Below are 16973 nucleotides of genomic sequence, written 5' to 3' on the forward strand. Positions count from 1 at the left end.
TGCTGCCCCACCGCAACGGCGGGGCAGCAGGTCAGCTCAGACGAGGTCCCAGCTCAGCGGGGTGCCCCGGGGGACGTCGGTGGTGAAGGTGCGGCCGAGCACCCGGTCGATCTCCACCGGGGGCAGGCCGCCGGCCGGACGGATCGAGCGGACGTTCGCGGTGGTCACCTCGTCGCCGGCCCGGACGTCGGCCACCACGAACAGGGAACGGCGGAACCGCAGCCCTTCCCGCTCGGCCGGGGTCGGCCCGACGGCGGTGCCGCCGAGCGCCGCGTGCGCCCGCGCCGACTCCACCACCAGGGCGGCCAACTCGTCGGGGTGCAGCGAGAAGTCGGAGTCGACCCCGCCGTCGCCCCGGTCGAGGGTGACGTGCTTCTCGATGAAGCAGGCGCCCAGCGCCACCGAGGCCACCGGCACCCCGATGCCCGGCGTGTGGTCGGACAGGCCGACCGGCACCCCGAACGCGTCGGCCAGCACCGGGATCCGGCGCAGGTTGCTGTCGGCAGGCGGGGCCGGGTAGGCGGCGGTGCAGGCCAGCAGCACGATGCCGCCGGCCCCGCCGTCACGGGCGGTGCGCACCGCCGCGTCGATCTCGGCGAGCGTGGCCATGCCGGTGGAGATGACCAGCGGCTTGCCGGTGCCCGCGACCAGCCGGATCAGCGGCAGGTCGACCAGCTCCGACGAGGCGATCTTGTACGCCGGGACGTCCAGCCCCTCCAGCAGCTCCACCGCCGACGGGTCGAACGGGGACGAGAACACGGTCAACCCCCGCTCCCGGGCCCGTTCGACGATCGGCCCGTGCCACTCGTACGGGGTGTGGGCCCGCTCGTAGAGCCGGTAGAGGTTCTGCCCGCCCCACAGCTCGTGCCCGCCGGAGATCCGGAACGCCGGGGTGTCCACGTCGATGGTGATGGTGTCCGGCCGGTACGTCTGCAGCTTCAGCGCGTGCGCCCCGCTGGCCGCCACCGCGTCCACGATCGAAAGCGCCCGGCCCAGGTCACCGTTGTGGTTGCCGGACATCTCCGCCACCACGAACGGCTGCTCCCCGGCCCCCACCAGGTGCGGCCCGATCTTCACTGTCGTCATCTGAAACCCCTGTTCCCTGTGCTCGTTGCTGGTACCCCCGCCGCCGCCGAACCACCGGCCGGTCACCTGCTGCCGCGACCCGCCAGCGCGTCGCGGTCGGCGGGGGAGTGGTGGGCCGGCCCGACGACCGGCGGCACCGGTTGCGGTGGGGCGGCCGGGCGGCGCAGCCAGCCGGCCAGCCGGTGCGCGTTGCGCAGCACCGCGTACGCGAGATAGGCGTCCCGACCGACCAGCCGGTGCTTGAGCCCGGCCACCCCGCCCGGCCGGGGGTAGCCGCCCGGCGGCAGGTGCCGGCGGTAGTGCGCGGCGACCCGGTGGAAGAACTCCCGACGCAGGTGCGGGTGCAGCCGGCCGTCGTTGCCGACCACCACCAGCATGTGGTTGACCATCAGGGCGAACAGCTCGCCGCGCAGCCGCTCGTCGGGATACCGGCGGGCGACCCAGTCGAACAGCCGGTCGTACTGGTCGAAGGCGTCGAAGTGGCGACCGCTGCGGGTGGAGGTGATCGCGCCCTGCCGGCCCTGCCGGTAGAGGTAGCAGACCCGGTCCAGCACGGAGATCCGCTCGGCACCGATGAGCAGCGGGTTGCTGAACGGGATGTCCTCGTACCAGCCGGGGTGGAAGCGCAGTTCCAGCGCGTGCAGGTGGGCCCGGCGGACCACCTTGTTCCACGCGGTGTGCTGCACCCGCAGCAGCCCGGGGCGGTCGGCGAGGCGGACCACCCCGGGGATGCCGCGCAGCAGGTGACTGCTCGCGTCCACCTCGCGCCGGCCGTCGTCGCGTACCCGCAGGTGGTCGAGCATCAGCACGTCGGGGCGGTGCGCCCGGAGCCGGTCCAGCACCGCCGGGACGGTGCCCGGCGGCAGCCAGTCGTCGCTGTCGACGAACCAGACGTACTCGCCGACGGCCACGTCCAGGCCGGCGTTGCGGGCCGGACCCAACCCGACGTTGCGGGCCAGGTGCACCACGCGGACGCCCGGATGCTCGGCCGCGTACGCGCGCAGCAGCTCCCCGCACCGGTCCGGCGAGGCGTCGTCGACGGCGACGATCTCGACCGCGCCCGCCGCGTCGGCCGGCACGTCCGTGCGCACCGAGTCGAGGCACTGGTGCAGGTACGCCTCCACCCCGTGGACCGGGACGACGACGCTGAGCAGCGGGGTGGGCGCGGGCTGGTTGACCACCCCGCCACCCTGGTGCACGGGTATGGACGGCCACGGAACGTGACGTATCCGGTGGAGATGGAGCTGCTGAACACCGGCCGAGCGGCAGGTTAACGACCTATGATCCGCCGTACCGGTGCCGGGACCGCGCGCCGCACCCGGGCCCGAAGCCGCTGGTCACGCAGCTCCCGCACGTCGTCGCCGAGCGCCGTGTTGCGGTCGCGCAGCCACTGGATGCGGGCCAGCAGTTCCTCGGGTGAACTGGCCGAGGCGGGCCGGACCGCCGGTGGGAACACCGTCTCGCGGACCTGCGCGTCGAAGCGGGCCGCGCTGTCGCCGTCGTCGAACGCGTTGCCGAGGTCGTGCCGGGCGAGGAAGGCGCGCATCACCTCGTAGCGGGCCCGGTGCCCGGTGTTCAGGCCGGTGTAGTCGGCCTCGGCGTAGAGCTGGGCGGCGTCCACGTCCGCCGGCACGTCCGGCATCAGCCGGTGCGGGATGTCGAAGTAGCGGGCCAGCTCCAGGGTGCGCGAGTCGTGCGCGAACAGGTAGCCGGGGGTGCCGGAGACCAGCGCGGTGATGGTGCCGTGGATGCGGGTGCCGAAGGCGAAGTCGAACCCGGCGAGGTAGTCCATCCAGGTCCACGGGTCGAGGAACATCCGCACCTTGTCCTGCGTGAACAGCGGGTGCGAGGTGTGGATCGGGATGGCGCTGGTCTTGCCCCGGTCCTGCGGCGCGTCGCCGTAGAGCAGGGTGCCCAGCGTCTTGAGGTCCTGCGGCAGGTAGCGCAGGTTGGGGTAGCGGGCCTGGTGCGAGGCGATGATCTTCGCCATCGACTTGACGTACGGGGAGACGGTCAGCGCCACCCGGGCGTCGGTGCTCAGGGCCGGCGCGGACTTCTCCACCCGGAGCTGGTCGCCGTGCAGGAACATCGACGGGCAGCCGATCACGTCGACGGCGGAAAAGCCCAGCGTGTTCAGGTACTGCGCGGTGATCTCCCCGCGTACGCCGATACTCGGCCCCCGCTCCAGCGCCGCCCGGACGAACCGGCTGACCACGTCGTCGATCGGACGCAGGTACTCCCGGTCGCCGTGGATGTCGGTCTGTACGCCCACCCCGAACACCACCACCGGGATGCGCAGCCGCTCGACCAGCTTCGTCATCACCTCGATGCGGTGGGCGTAGCTGCGCCGGAACGCGTTGGCCAGCGGGATGACGTACACGTCGTACTGCTCGTTGATCCGGTCGGCGTCGCGCAGGTCGACCTTGAACTCGGTCGACGTGATCCGCGCGGTGGAGGTGCGCAGCAGCTTGTGGGCGGCGTGACTGAAGACCAGGTTGCCGTTGTTCTCCCCGATCCAGTTCCCCTCGTACGCCTCCTCCGGGCCGCGTACGTCGAACGGGTCCTTCTTCGCCCGCATCAGGATCCGTTGGTGCACCACTTCGCTCCGTTCCTCGTTCGCCGGGAGCCTCCGCCGGCCGCCGATCTGACCCACGGGTACGCCGACACCGACAGGTCCCGCGATGTTAGGGCAGTGGAGGGATTTCGTACACCTTCCGCACATCCGCACCACCCCGGTCCGTCGCCGGTACCGGGGTGTGCCGGTAGGGTGCCCCGGGTGACCAGCGTGCCCACCCCCGCGTCCCCGGCGCTGAACCGGCTCCCGTCGCTGACCGGGCTGCGGTGGATCGCCGCCATGCTGGTCTTCGGCTACCACGTCGGCACCATGCGGATCGTCACCCAGCCCGACGCCAAGGCGGTGGTCGACTGGCTGTTCACCCTGGGCCTGTCCGGGGTGCAGTTCTTCTTCATCCTCAGTGGCTTCGTGCTGGTCTGGTCGGCCCGCGACGGCGACCGGCGGCGGGACTTCTGGCGTCGCCGGCTCGCCAAGATCTATCCCAACCACGTGCTGACCTGGGCGGCGGCGCTGCTGGTGATGTGGTGGTTCGCCGACCCGGTGGTGCCCCGCGCCGCCCTGGAGAACCTCTTCCTCGTCCAGGCGTGGGACCCCACCCCCGGCTACTTCTACAGCATCAACAACGTGAGCTGGTCGCTCTCCTGCGAGCTGTTCTTCTACCTCTGCCTGCCGCTGGCGCTGCCGGCGATCCGACGGGCCCACTCCGGCGTGCTGTGGGCCGTGGTGGTGGCGGTGCCGCTGGTGATCCTGGCGCTCTGGCCCGGCCAGCAGTTGCTGCCCGAGGGCAGCAACTGGTGGTTCACCCAGGTCTTCCCGCTGGTCCGCTCCACCGAGTTCTGGCTGGGCGTGGCCGCCGCCGAGCTGCTGCGTCGGGGCCATTGGCGGGGTCCCGGGCTGACCCTGGCCAGCCTGCTGTTCGTGGTCGTCTGGGTGGCGGCGCACTGGATCCCGGCCGAGATGTGGGCGGCGCTGCTGTCGGTGGCGTACATCCTGGTCATCCCGGCGGCGGCCCGCGCGGACGTGCAGGGTCGCCGGTCGCCGTGGCGGCACCGCACCCTGATCTGGCTCGGTGAGGTGTCGTTCGCCTTCTACCTGGTGCACGTGCTGGTGATGATGACCGTGCTGCGGCTCACCGGGCACTGGGGCGTCGGGTTGCCCGGCTGGTCGGGGCCGCTGGCCGTACTCGGCTTCCTGGTGGTGAACCTGGCGCTGGCCGCCGCGTTGCACCGCTTCGTGGAGACCCCGATGATGCGCCGGCTGGCCCCCCGCCGCCGCCCCGCCCCGGCCGCTGTTCCCGGTGCCGCTGCTCCGGGTGCCGGCGGGACGGCGGTCGTGCCGGGGCCGAGGGGGGCCGACGGCGGGCCGCGCGACGCCCGCCCCGTCGAGTACGCGGGCCCGCGCGACCCGCACTGATCTTGCCCCGGCTCTGTTCCCTGCCGGCCTGCCGCTACCTGCCGCCTCGGTGGCGGTGTGCCGGCTCGGTCGTGGGCGGCGGCGGGACTCCCTCCACGGTGGATGCCGAGCCCGGGGTCCGTCGCCCGCCCGGGTGTGACCGGTTGCCGCGCGGCCGGCGCGGCGACACGCCCGGCGGTGCTGCGGGCCGGTGGCCCCTTCGGTAGCGTGTTCCCGTGTTCCCGGTCGCGCTCACCAGTCCCCTGTGGTGGGTCGCGCGCGGGATGTCCCGGCTGCTCGCCGGCCTCGCCGTCGCACTCGCGTTCGCCGCCGCCGGCCCGGCGCTGTCCGGCCCCGCGCTGTTCGATCCGGTCCCCGGCGCACTGTCGGCCGACGCGTCGCACTCCTTCCCCGCGGCCGGGGCCCTCGACACCCCGTCCGGTCAGGGTGACGGCATCCGCGCCGACGGCCGCGGGACGGAGCGGGTCGACGTGGTGACGACCGACCGGGTCGACGCCGGCCTGCCCGCCGTGCCGGCCGGTCCGGCACGGGAGCTTCCGACGGCCACCCTGTCGACACCGGCCGGTCGGATGCCCGCCGCCCCCGGGCCCCGGGCACCCCCGGCGCGCTGACCCCGCCCCACCGGGGCCGCCCGCCCGCCGCCACCACCACGACCTCGTCCCCGTACCGCCCCGGACGGACGTTGCCCGCAACGGTTCCGCCCCGGTACGGCCCCGATCCGCCCCATCCGCCCGCGAGGTGTCGACCCGTGACCACCGTGCTGTCCCAGTTCCTGATCGGGGTGCCGACCGCCACCGCGATCTGGTCCCTGCTGCTCGTCCTCGCGTTGACCGGCCTCGCCGTCCTGGTCGCCCGCCCCGAACGGGAGCAGCCGACCGACGTGACCGCCGTCGGGCCGCCGCCCGACGCCCCACCCCCGGTCGCCGACCTGCGCCGCTACGCCGACGAGGTGACCGTGGCCGCCGCCGGGGCCGCCCAGACCGCCCGCCGTCACCGGGCCGCCTGGCTGGCCGCGCAGGACACCCTGGAACGGGCCTGGCAGGAGTACGACGAGGCGGAGACGGCGGCCCGACGGTTCACCGGCGCGGGGGCGCTGCCCACCCCGCGTACCCCCCGGACGCCTGCCGAGTACGCCGGCCGGGAGCGGTGGCTGCACCAGGAGGCGGTGGCGGCGCACTGGCGGGGCGAACTGTCGGTGGAGCGGCTGCGGGACGTCTTCGCGCACCGCGACGGCTGGGACCCGCGCCGGCACCCCGTTGAGCACGAGGTGATGCTCGCCCGGGCGGTCCGGGAGGACCGGCGGGCGGCGTACCGGGCGGCGCACTGGCGGGAACGCGTCGCGTGGCGGGACGCCGAGCTGGCCGCCGAGGCCGCCCGGTCGCTGGCCGCCGAGGCGTACGCGGCGACGCAGCGGGTGCGTCCGGGCCGGGTGCCGCTGCCCCGGGCCGCGACGTCGGCGGCGACCCGCCCGACCCCGGCCACCCGCTGGCACCCGGCCCGGGTGGGCTGACCCGCCCCGCGACTACCGCCTGGTCCCACCCCGGGCCGGGTGGGCCGGGAGGTCGGGAGGTCGGGAGTCCCGGGGACCGAATTGTTACCCAGGCGGGTGTGGACGCGGTCACGCAGCGGCGGAACCGGACAGCCCGTCACACCCGGTCACATCGACTTCGTTGATCATCGGAGGTTGCGGGTCGGTTGTCCGGTCACGGCCCCGACGGGCCCGGACGACCATTCGTCCCCGGCCCGCACCCGGGCTGCCCGAACGCCCCGCACATCGGCCTGCCCGGCGATGTTTACGCAGGTCACAGGGCTTGGCGGGAGGCAAGGGCGACCAGTAGTGTCGCTGCGGTCCGGTGCGGTTCCCGATCGCAGCAGGCGACGCCGCGCCGACCCGCTCAATCGTGCTTGTCACGAACCGGGGACCCACACGCACCACCTGGGGTGAATCTCCGGGCCACGGCCCGGGGTAGGGCGATCTTCCCGCCCGAATCCGTCAGCTAACCCGGTCGGCGGCAGCGGAAGGAGTTCCCTCCTCGTGCAGCATGACCCCACCCCCTCGGTAATCCCTCCACCTCGGTGCCGGGGTGCCGCCGGACCGTCGCGCCTGACGCGCTGACCCGGCCGTCCACCCCGCCGCCCGACCCCACTCGGGCGACCCGCCGATCCGCCCGGCTCCCGTCGGGCGGACCCTACCGAACGAGCGGCCCAAACACCCGATCCGCGCGTGGCGTACCCGCCACGTGCCGGTCCGGCGTGCCCGGCCGCCTCGCCCCGTGGAGGAACACCCCGTGAAGCACCACATGAAGCGACAGCTCCGCCGACTGGGCGCCCAGCGCCCGTACCGGATGGTCGTCGGCTCGGCGGCGGTCCTCGTCCTGGCCGCCGGTGGCACCGCCCTGGCCGCCGGGGTCGACGACGCCCCGACCGACCAGCAGCGCGCCACCGCCGTGGCCGAGACCGCCCCCCGCCTCGACGACGTCGCCAGCCGCGCCCAGGCCCGGGTGGCCACGCCCGCCCCGGCCAGCCCGTCGGCCACCCCCACGGCCAGCCCGTCGGCGAGCCCCACCCCGTCGCCGCGCGTCACCCGGGCGAAGTCCCGTCCCACCGTCGACCCGGACCTGACCCGCAAGGCGGCCCCGAAGCCGCCGTCGTCGAAGGTTCTGCGCTACGACTACCAGGCCCAGATCACCTACTACTACTGTGGCCCGGCGGCGGTGCGTAACGCGCTCAGCGCGGCCGGCATCGAGCGCGGCCAGGACGACCTCGCCGCCCAGTTGGGCACCACCGAGATGGGCACCAACTCGGCCGAGGACACCACCCGGGTGCTCAACGCCGTGGTCAAGGGCGATCCGTACCGGACCCGGATGTTCGCCGGCACCCCGAGCGACGCGCAGGTCGAGCGGCTGCGGGCCGACGTGGTCGCGGCGGTCACCGACAAGCGGGCCGTGGTCGCGAACGTGGCCGGGGACGCCACCGACCTCGACGGCGGCTGGCACTCCTTCCCCGGTGGCCACTACGTCGCCGCCGTGGGCTACCGGGACAACGGCCGTACCGTGCGGATCGCCGACTCGGCCGACCCGTCCCTGCCGGCCTACTGGGTCGGCGTGACCACCCTGGCGAACTGGATCGCCACCCGGGGCTACTCCGCCTGACCCGTTGCTCTCGAATTCGATCCGGACCGCCTCGGCTGCCTGACCACGGGCACCGGGGCGGTCCGCTGTCGGCCCGACCGACGAGGACTGACGGCATCGGCACCACCGATGCCGGGTGCCACCCGGCGCGCCCCGGACCAACCACGCCTGCATCGTCCGAGGGGTGCACATACCACCCTCGCTCCCTACAGAGCTGATGACGGCAACGACTCAGTGCCGACGCCGCACCTACTTCAGGCGGAGCCGATCATTGCCGGTACCCGGCCGGTCAGCGAGGGCACACACGGCGTGATTCGTTTGCGTCATCAGGTCTGTAGGCGGCAGACGGCACTTGCGAGGGGGCGTCCGTGCACGCGTCGGGCCCGAGTGGCGAACCACGCCACCACCCCGGCCCGGGTCGACTCCCGGTCAGCCGCGCGGGGACACCGAAGCGTCGTCCCAGGTGGCGGTGCCGGCGGTACGCGGGGCCGGCGGGTTCCAGCCCGGCTCCAGCTCCCGGCGGGCCGCGTCGAGGAAACCGTCGGCGTACGCGTCGTCGGGGAAGTCGCCCAGGTAGCGGCGGCGGGTGTCCCACCGGGCCGCCGCCAGCGGATCGGTGTCCAGCAGCCCGGTCAGCACCTCGTCCAGGTTGGCCATGTCCCGGCGCAGCACGTAACCGGAGCGGGCCAGCGGGAACCGGTCCAGGAACTCGTCACCGTCGACGCCCAGGTCGGTCACCGCGTACGGCTTGCCCGAGTAGAGGTAGTCGGAGATGACCCCGGAGACGTCGGAGACCAGCGCGTCGGAGCGGTTGACACAGTCGGTCAGGCTCAGCTCACGGCTGGCCGCTGCCCCCCACAGGTGCTGCCGCCCGGTCCGGGTCCGGTCGGCGGCGAGCAGCTCGGTGAGCCGGGCCAACTGCCGGGCCGAGGCCGGGTTCTGCCCGGTGTACGGGTGGGCCCGCAGGATCACCGTGGCCCCCCGGTCGAGCAGCCGGCGCAGCAGCGGCTCTGCCACCGGCAGCGAGCAGTAGTTGGCGTCGGCGTGGTGGCCGGTCCAGGTGGGGGTGTAGAGCACCGTCGGGGCGGCCGGCGGGCGGGCCTCCCGGCGTACCTCGATGGCTTCGACCTGCGGACGGCCGACCACGACGAACTTCTCGGCGGGGATCTCCACGCCGGCCCGCGCGTACCGCTCGATCGCCGCCGGACCGGCCACGAAGATCTTGTCGAAGATGGCCGAGACCGGGTTGGCGCTGGGGGCCTTGTCGCTGTCGCCGTGGTGCAGCTGCACGTGGGTGAGCTGGGTGAACCGGATGCAGTGGCTGTTCTTCGCCCCGTGGTTGACATAGAACGCCACCCGCAGGCTGGGCACCAGCGCCTCGTCCATGGCCTTGAGGGTGGGGCAGTAGACCACCGGGGCGCTGGTCGCGGCGGCGATCGTGGGCAGGAATTCCGGCTCCCGCAGCAGCACCAGGAACGGCCGGCCCAACCGTTCCAGGTAGGGCAGCCACATGGTGACCTGGTATTCCGAGCCGGGTGGGGCGGAGAAGTAGAGCAGGAACTCCGGCTGGTGCGCACGTAGCGCCCGGGTCACCGGGCCGCCCCCGCCCGGCGGCCGGAACCGCCGCCGGGCCAGGTCCAGGCCGACCGCGCCGCAGCCGGCCGCCACCACCAGCACGACGGCCAGCGCGACCACGGCGGGCAGGGCGAGGGCGGCGGCCACCGCCACCACCGCGAGCAGCCCCAGCAGGATGCCGCCGAGGCGGGCGGCGACCAGCGGGGTCCACGCCCGCACCGGCAGGTTCGCCGCCCGGATCTCCAGGTTGCCGGCATCGCGCAGCGGCCCCACCAGCAGCACCAGGCCCAGCAGCAGCAGCGCGGTGAGCGCCAGCACCGGGTCGAACCCGTCGTCGAGCCGGCGGGCGTAGCCGACCAGGATGCCGGCGGCCAGCAGCACCGTCTCGGCGACGATGTCGGCGTCGGGGCGGACCCGGCGTTCGTAGCCGGCGGCGGCCAGCGCGGCCACCGCCAGGGCCAGGCCCCAGCCGGTCGCGCCGGTGAACGCCACCACCAGGAAGGCGAGCACGGCCAGGCCGGTGGTCAGGCACCGTGCGATCAGTTTCCTGACCAGGTCACCACGCATGTCGTACGTCTCCGGGGGGTCGGGTCAGCCGGCGTCGACGCCGCTGGGCAGCCGGTCCTGCTCGGCCGCGGTCGGCTGGGCCGGCACCGGGGCCGGCTCGCCGGGGGCCCGCCGGACGTCGATCACCTGGCCGGTCAGGTCGGAGATCAGCACGTCGAGCGAGGACTGGGCGACCGTCTCGGCGGCCAGCAGGGTGTGCTCCGGCTCCTCACCGAACGCCTTGGTACGCATCGGGGTGGCGGTGCGCTCCGGGTTGATGCAGTTGACCCGGACGCCGTACTCGGCCCACTCGTCGGACAGCGCCTGGGTCAGGTTGACCAGCGCCGCCTTCGTCGACGAGTAGAGCGCGTACTGGGCCCGGCCCCGGGTGTAGGAGCTGGACGTGTAGAGCAGCAGCTGACCCTTGGTCTGTTGCAGGTACGGCAGCGACTGCCGGGCGGCGATCACCGGCCCGACGAAGTTGACCTGGAGCACCCGGTCCATGGTCTCCTCGTCCATCTCGGCCAGCGCGCCCTTCTCCAGGATGCCGGCGGTGACCACCACGTGGTCGATCCGGCCGGTGGCCTCGAACGCGGTCTTCAGCGCGGCCTCGACGTCGCCGGTCTGCTCGACGTGGGTGCCGGTGCTGGACCGGCTGAACGGGAAGACCTGCGCGCCGTAGCCCCGGGCCAGCTCGGCCAGGTCGTGCCCGATGCCGTAGCTGCCGCCGAAGATGACGATCGTGCGCCCGGCCAGCTCCTCGGTGTAGCTGCGGTGCGACAGCCGGGGGGCCTGGGCGGCGGCGAGCTGGAACAGCTTGTCGGCGAGGTGCACGTCGACCGGGTGGGTGACCTTGATGTTCTCGTCCGACCCGTCGATCACCTTGATCGGGGTGCCGGGCAGGTAGCGCAGCACCACGCCGCAGTCGTCGGTGGCGGCGAAGTCCGGGTCGCCCTCGGCCCGCCGGTACGCCTCCCGGATGGTGCCCGAGCGGAACGCCTGCGGGGTCTGCCCCCGGCGCAGCCGGGACCGGACCGGGATGTCGGTGATGCACTCGTCCTCGTCGACCTGGATGATCGTGTCGGCCGAGGGGATGGCCACGTCGACGGCGGAGTAGGTCCACAGCGCGTTCACGCACTCGCGGACGATCCGGGCGCTGACCAGCGGGCGGACCGCGTCGTGGAAGAGGATGTTGACGTCGCCGTCGCCGACCGCGTCCAGGGCGATCCGGGTGGTGGCGTTGCGGGTGTCGCCGCCCTCGATCACCTTGCTGACCTTGCGGAAGCCGGCCTTGTCGACGATCTGCTGGGCGTCGGCGACGTGGCCGGTGGCCATCAGCACGATGATCTCGTCGATCTCCGGGGCGGCCTCGAAGACGGCCAGGGTGTGCTCGATGATCGGCTTGCCGGCGATCTTCAGCAACTGCTTCGGGATGCCCAGGCCCAGCCGGGTCCCGGTGCCTCCGGCCAGCACCACCGCCACCGTCCGCGAGGGCCGCCACGGCGCCGGGGTCTCCGGTGTGGCGTCCGGGCCAGTGGTGTGGTCCTGCGTCATTGCCGATCCTCACTCTCGGGGGATGTCTGCACGCGTCCCGGGGGTCACCCTGAACGGAGGGTTGCGCCAGCGTGGCGACGGGATGAACCTTAACGCGCGGACCGCGCCGCCCCAACGGGACGACGCGGTCCGCCGGGCGTCGAACCGACGCGGTACGCGCGCCCGGAATGCTACTTGCCGTTGGCGAATGCCTCGTACGCCCGGATCACCTCGTCGGTGGGCCCGTCCATCCGGATCAGCCCCGACTCCAACCAGATCGTCCGTTCACAGGTGTCCCGTACCGAGGAGAGCTGGTGGCTGACCAGGAAGACCGTGCCGGCCCCCTCGCGCAGTTCCCGCACCCGCTGCTCGCTGCGCTTGCGGAAGCCCTTGTCGCCGGTGGCGAGCGCCTCGTCGATCAGCAGCACGTCGTGTTTCTTGGCGGCGGCGATGGAGAACCGCAGCCGGGCCGCCATGCCCGAGGAGTACGTCCGCATCGGCAGGCTGGCGAAGTCGCCGCGCTGGTTGATCCCGGAGAACTCGATGATCTCCGGGGTCATCCGGGCCACGTCGTCGGGCTGCATGCCCATCGCCAGGCAGCCGAGGGTGACGTTGCGCTCACCGGACAGGTCGTTGAGCAGGGCGGCGTTCACCCCGAGCAGGGACGGCTGGCCCTGGGTGTAGACCGCGCCCCGGTTGACCGGGAGCAGCCCGGCGATGGTGCGCAGCAGGGTCGACTTGCCGGAGCCGTTGCTGCCGATCAGGCCGATCGCCTCACCCCGGTAGGCGGTGAAGGAGACCCCCTTGACCGCGTGCACCTCCTGGATGTTCGGTGCGGAGGAGCGCTTGACCAGCCGGCGCAGCGCGGCCACCGGGGTGGTACCGCCCCCGGCGCCCTTGTGTACCCGGTAGATCACGTGTGCGTCGTCGACCACCACGGTGGGGATCCGCTCGACGATCCGGGGCAGGGTCACGGTGACGTCGTTGGACGTCTCGAACCGGTCATCCACGGCCGTACTCCTGTTCGCCGCGCCAGAAGTAGACGTACCCGGCGATGCCACCCAGCACCGCCCAGCCGAACGCCACCAGCCAGAGTTGGGTCACCGACTCGTTGAGCAGCGGCGCCTGCTCCAGCAGGGCGTACCGGGCCAGCTCGATGTAGACCAGGATCGGGTTGAACTGGATCAGCGTCGAGGCCCACTCGGGCAGCCGGTCGAACAGCTTGACGCTGTAGAGCACGCCGGAGCCGTACATCCAGGTGCGCAGGATGAACGGCATGACCTGCTTGAGGTCGCTGGCCTTGGAGCCCATCCGGGCGACCACCATCACGACCCCGGCGTTGAACAGCGCCTGCAGCAGCAGCGCCGGGGGCAGCATCAGCCAGGCCAGGGTGATCGGCTCGCCGGTCACCAGGACGATGCCGACCAGCACGATCATCGAGGCCAGCAGCTGCTGGAACTGGGTGAGCGTGGCGGCCAGCGGCAGGCAGGCCCGGGGGAAGTGCAGGGCCCGGATCAGCCCCAGGTTGCCGCTGATCGACTGGGTGCCGGCCAGCACCGCGCTCTGGGTGAAGTTGAAGATGAACAACCCGGTGGTCAGGTACGCGATGAAGTTCGGGATGGTGTTCTGCCCGAGCACCACGCCGAAGATCAGGTAGTAGACGGCGGCGTTGGTCAGCGGGGTGAGCACCTGCCAGATCTGGCCCAGCTTGGCGTTGCTGTACGAAGCGACCAGTTTGGCGTTGGCGTACGCGGCGGTGAAGTGCCGGTAGGCCCACAGTCTGCGGCTGTACTCGGTCAGGGAGGGGCGCTCGCCGGCGACCCGTAGTCCGTGCCGAGCGGCCAGCTGCGCCTGGGTCAGGCCCGTTTCGGGGTCGACCAGCGCGGTGGTGGCCATGGGAAGGGCGCTCCGATCTTTCGTACCAACGGGATGCGCGCGACGATGGGAACTGTGGGTCGGCGCGGCGCCGGGGCAGCCTCGTCGCTGCGTGGACGGTAGTCCATAACACGTCGGGACGCAACCGTACCGTCGTTGCGCTACATTGGCCCCCGTGACAGGTGCGAGAAGTCCCCGATGACCAGCGACAAGAGGCGTACGCCGGCCGGTGCCGCAGTGCTGAGAGGCGACATCACCAGGGCCATCCGCCGCGCGTTGATGCAGGAACTCGCCGCGGTCGGATACGGGCGGCTCTCCATCGAGGCGGTGGCCCGCCGGGCCGGGGTGAGCAAGACCGCGATCTACCGGCGGTGGAACTCGAAACTCGACCTGGTGATCGAGACCGTGGTGGCCGCCGCCGGCAACAAACTGCCGGCGCTGGACACCGGCAGCCTACGCGGCGACCTGACGCTGCTGTTCCAGGTGATCGCCCACGCGCTCGGCCACCCGCTGGCCTCGCAGATCATCCCCGACCTGCTGGCCGAGGCGGCCCGCAACCCGACCATCGACGCCACCCTCCAGCAGCTCCTGCGGGCCAAGCAGCAGGAGATCGGCGGGCGACTGATCGGCCTGGCGGTGCAGCGCGGCGAACTGCCCGCCGACACCGACGCCGACGCGGCCGTCGACCTGATCGTCGGCCCGCTGTACTGGCGGCTGGCCATCGCACGGACCCCGCTCACCCCGAGCTACCTGGACCTGCTGGTGGAGTCCGTGGCGACCGGGTTGACCGCGAACGGCACGGTGCCCCGCCAGCGGGAGGCACCGGTGTCCGGTTGACCGGTCCCCACCCGGCCGTCTCCGGGACACCGCCACGCCGCCCACCGGCCATCGATCCGAGGTGGTTGCGGTTACCCTGCTTTGCGGACCGGAGCCGGGCGACCGTCCGCCGCCCGCCGGCCGTACGACTCTCGCGTACCGTGCCCGTACGACGACAAGGACGACCCGTGCCGAACGCCGACCCCGTTGCCGTCGCGCCCCCGCCCGTCGCACCACCCCCCGCCGGGCCGGTCGCCGGACGACCGCGCCCCGCGCACCGGCTGCGGTCGGCGCTCGCCGCCGCCCCGGCCGTCATCACCGACGCGGGTGTGCTCGGCTTCGCGCTGTGGACGGTGCTCTACCACGCCTCCTTCCTGTTCGGGCTGCGCCCGTCGGTGACCTTCCTGAGCTGGCTCGTCGGCTGCGTCGTGATCGCCGCCGTGGTCGCGGTGCGCGCCCTGCGGCGGACCCGTGTCCCCGTCACGCCCCCCGCACCGGCCGCCGACCCCGTCCCGGCGGGCGGGACGGGCCAGCCGCGCCGCTTCCTGCTGCCCGTGGTCGCCGCCGGAGTGGTCGCCGCCGTCACCGCCGGCCTCGCCGGCACCCCGGCCGGCGACGTGCTGTCCTGGTGGGTCCCCGCCGTCGCCGGCGCTGTCGCGGGGATCGGCGTCATGCTGCTCACCCGGCGGGCGTGGCGGGCCGACGACGCCGACCCACCCGCGCCACCCGTCCCCACCGCTCTCCAGTCCGGGTACGCGCTGCTGATCTCGGTCGGGGTCGCGATCTCCTCGCTCTACCTGGCCCGTAACACCCCGGACGACGTCTACTACGTGGGCAAGACGGTCTGGGTCGCCGAGCGTGACCTGGTGCCCACCAACGACTTCCTGTTCACCGAGAACGTCGCCCCGGCGATGGGGTCGCTGCCGCCCACCCCGTCGATCGAGGTGTTCGACGGCGCGCTCGCCCACGTGCTCGGCATCCACGGGGCGTCCGCCACCTGGTACCTCGCGCTGCCGGTGATGGCGGTGCTGGCCGTCCTGGCGCTGTGGCGGCTCACCCACCGGTGGGCCCCGCGCCGCCCGGTGCTCGCGTTCAGCGTCGCGGTGACCTACCTCTACCTGGTGGCCGGGTCGGACGCCGCGCTCGGCACCTTCCACCTGCCCCGCCTCTACGAGGGTAAGGGGATGTTCGTCTCGGCGGTCATCCCGTTGATGTGGCTCTACCTCACCGAGTGGTTCGACACCCGGTCCCGCCGTTCGCTGCTGCTCGTCTTCGCCCTCTCGGTCACCGCGGCCGGCCTCACCACCACCTCGGCGATCATCCTGCCGATGCTGGTCGGCGCGGCCGGGCTGGCGATGCTGCTGGTCGGCCGGTGGAAGGACGCGGTGGTCGGTGGGCTCGCCGCCGTGGCGTACCCGGTGGGGGCGATCGTGGTGTCCCGGCTCGTGCTGGGCGGCATGGACGCCGCCGGTGCGGACGACGCCTTCTTCGACGCCGAGTACACCTACCGGCGCACGCTGCTGGTCGGGATCGTCGGGGTGATCAGTGGCCTGGCGCTGTGGTGCGGGCCGCTGCTGGCCCGCCGGCGCACCCCGGCGCTGCTGGCCGCCGGTGCCGCCCTGGTGATGAGCGTGCTGCTGGTGCCCGGCGTGCTGGAGACGCTCGGCGCGCTGACCGGCATTTCCGTGGTGCTCTGGCGGGTGCCGTGGCTGCTCGCCCTGCCGACCCTGATCGGTCTGCTCTGCACGGTGCACGTCCCGTCGCCGTCGCGGCTGCTGCGCGGTGCGGTCGGCGCGCTGGTCGCCGCCGCGATGGTCACCTCGTTCGCCGTCTGGGCCACCCCGATGTGGTCGCCGGACAGTTGGGTGGAGACGCACACCCGACCCACCTGGAAACTGCCCCAGCAGCGGCAGGAGATCGCATTCTGGATCGCCGGACGGGACCGGCCGGACGGGCTCGTCCTGGCCCCCTCGACGATCATGCGAACCTCACTGATCGTCACCAGTCGGGTCCGGGTCGTCCTGCCCCGCGACTTCTACCTGGTCGAGTACGACCTGAACTCCGATTTCGCCAAGGACCGGCTGCTGCTGGCCCATTTCGCCGACGGGCGGGAGAAACCCGACCGGGCGCAGGTCGCCACCGCCGTGGAGCGGCTCGGGGTGGGCACCATCTGCGTCTACAACGGCAACCGGTACGCCCGGCAGACGGCCGTCGAGCTGGGCTTCACCGAGTTCGCCTCGCGGCGTGGCCCGGGCGCGACGACCTGCTACGGCCGGACGGGCTGAGCGGCGGACGGCCCGGGTCGTCCGCCAGGTATCGTCTCGTCTGACCGAAATGGACCTGGATACCCGAGCGACACCGGGACGTCCTCTCGCGTTAAAGTCGCAGTCACCCGCAGGCCGGCCCGTTCGGTCGCGGTGCTG

Annotated in this window: 13 protein-coding genes and 1 riboswitch; of the genes, 6 read left to right on the top strand and 7 right to left on the bottom strand. The window is 73.0% G+C overall.

The genetic code is table 11. The features are described from left to right. Nucleotides 1–36 precede the first annotated feature (36 nt). The 3 genes from pseI to JQN84_RS25935 all read right to left on the bottom strand — a co-directional run bounded on the left by pseI (nt 37) and on the right by JQN84_RS25935 (nt 3682). Nucleotides 37–1086: a pseudaminic acid synthase gene (pseI, locus tag JQN84_RS25925; RefSeq protein WP_204961186.1), complete on the bottom strand. Its 1050-nt coding sequence runs from the start codon at nt 1084–1086 to the stop codon at nt 37–39. A gap of 62 nt (nt 1087–1148) precedes the next feature. Then, nucleotides 1149–2267, bottom strand: coding sequence for a glycosyltransferase family 2 protein (locus JQN84_RS25930; RefSeq protein WP_204961187.1), 1119 nt, complete (start codon nt 2265–2267; stop codon nt 1149–1151). An 89-nt stretch (nt 2268–2356) separates the two neighbouring features. Then, nucleotides 2357–3682, bottom strand: coding sequence for a polysaccharide pyruvyl transferase family protein (locus JQN84_RS25935; protein WP_204961188.1), 1326 nt, complete (start codon nt 3680–3682; stop codon nt 2357–2359). A gap of 180 nt (nt 3683–3862) precedes the next feature. On the opposite strand from JQN84_RS25935, the gene JQN84_RS25940 reads away from it, so the two are divergent. The 4 genes from JQN84_RS25940 (at nt 3863) to JQN84_RS25955 (ending at nt 8226) form a co-directional block, all read left to right on the top strand. Continuing rightward, nucleotides 3863–5074 (top strand): acyltransferase family protein, encoded by a 1212-nt coding sequence (locus JQN84_RS25940; protein WP_307821435.1) that lies wholly within the window; start codon nt 3863–3865, stop codon nt 5072–5074. Between the two features lie 215 nt (nt 5075–5289). Continuing rightward, nucleotides 5290–5685: a hypothetical protein gene (locus JQN84_RS25945; protein WP_204961189.1), complete on the top strand. Its 396-nt coding sequence runs from the start codon at nt 5290–5292 to the stop codon at nt 5683–5685. A gap of 137 nt (nt 5686–5822) precedes the next feature. Then, nucleotides 5823–6584: a hypothetical protein gene (locus tag JQN84_RS25950; protein ID WP_204961190.1), complete on the top strand. Its 762-nt coding sequence runs from the start codon at nt 5823–5825 to the stop codon at nt 6582–6584. Nucleotides 6585–6956: 372 nt separating this feature from the next. Next, nucleotides 6957–7101: riboswitch (cyclic di-AMP (ydaO/yuaA leader) on the top strand. 273 nt (nt 7102–7374) lie between these two features. Further along, a complete protein-coding gene (locus tag JQN84_RS25955; protein WP_204961444.1) occupies nt 7375–8226 on the top strand; it encodes a C39 family peptidase in 852 nt (283 codons plus the stop codon). A 408-nt stretch (nt 8227–8634) separates the two neighbouring features. On the opposite strand, the gene JQN84_RS25960 is transcribed toward JQN84_RS25955, so the two are convergent. The 4 genes from JQN84_RS25960 to JQN84_RS25975 form a co-directional block, all read right to left on the bottom strand. Beyond that, entirely contained in the window at nt 8635–10347 is a 1713-nt protein-coding gene (locus JQN84_RS25960) for a CDP-glycerol glycerophosphotransferase family protein (RefSeq protein ID WP_204961191.1), read from the bottom strand. 24 nt (nt 10348–10371) lie between these two features. Next, nucleotides 10372–11880, bottom strand: coding sequence for a bifunctional cytidylyltransferase/SDR family oxidoreductase (locus JQN84_RS25965; RefSeq protein ID WP_204961192.1), 1509 nt, complete (start codon nt 11878–11880; stop codon nt 10372–10374). A 170-nt stretch (nt 11881–12050) separates the two neighbouring features. Continuing rightward, on the bottom strand, nt 12051–12869 hold the full coding sequence (locus JQN84_RS25970; RefSeq protein WP_204961193.1) for an ABC transporter ATP-binding protein: 819 nt from the start codon (nt 12867–12869) through the stop codon (nt 12051–12053). Beyond that, entirely contained in the window at nt 12862–13755 is an 894-nt protein-coding gene (locus tag JQN84_RS25975) for an ABC transporter permease (protein WP_204961194.1), read from the bottom strand. The genes JQN84_RS25970 and JQN84_RS25975 overlap by 8 nt, the downstream gene beginning before the upstream one ends. A 177-nt stretch (nt 13756–13932) precedes the next feature. Here JQN84_RS25975 and JQN84_RS25980 point away from each other — a divergent pair, with 177 nt between their 5' ends. Together JQN84_RS25980 and JQN84_RS25985 are read left to right on the top strand one after the other, a co-directional pair. Next, on the top strand, nt 13933–14571 hold the full coding sequence (locus JQN84_RS25980; protein WP_204961195.1) for a TetR/AcrR family transcriptional regulator: 639 nt from the start codon (nt 13933–13935) through the stop codon (nt 14569–14571). A gap of 167 nt (nt 14572–14738) precedes the next feature. Next, a complete protein-coding gene (locus JQN84_RS25985; RefSeq protein ID WP_204961196.1) occupies nt 14739–16835 on the top strand; it encodes a DUF6077 domain-containing protein in 2097 nt (698 codons plus the stop codon). Nucleotides 16836–16973 lie beyond the last annotated feature (138 nt).

This window comes from Micromonospora humidisoli, assembly GCF_016900955.1.
Taxonomy (GTDB): Bacteria; Actinomycetota; Actinomycetes; order Mycobacteriales; family Micromonosporaceae; genus Micromonospora; species Micromonospora wenchangensis.

Coding starts and splice junctions, on each gene's coding strand:
- JQN84_RS25980 (WP_204961195.1), top strand. CDS start 13,933: ATGACCAGCGACAAGAGGCGTACGCCGGCCGGTGCCGCAGTGCTGAGA.
- JQN84_RS25955 (WP_204961444.1), top strand. CDS start 7,375: ATGAAGCGACAGCTCCGCCGACTGGGCGCCCAGCGCCCGTACCGGATG.
- pseI (WP_204961186.1), bottom strand. CDS start 1,086: ATGACGACAGTGAAGATCGGGCCGCACCTGGTGGGGGCCGGGGAGCAG.
- JQN84_RS25960 (WP_204961191.1), bottom strand. CDS start 10,347: ATGCGTGGTGACCTGGTCAGGAAACTGATCGCACGGTGCCTGACCACC.
- JQN84_RS25965 (WP_204961192.1), bottom strand. CDS start 11,880: ATGACGCAGGACCACACCACTGGCCCGGACGCCACACCGGAGACCCCG.
- JQN84_RS25975 (WP_204961194.1), bottom strand. CDS start 13,755: ATGGCCACCACCGCGCTGGTCGACCCCGAAACGGGCCTGACCCAGGCG.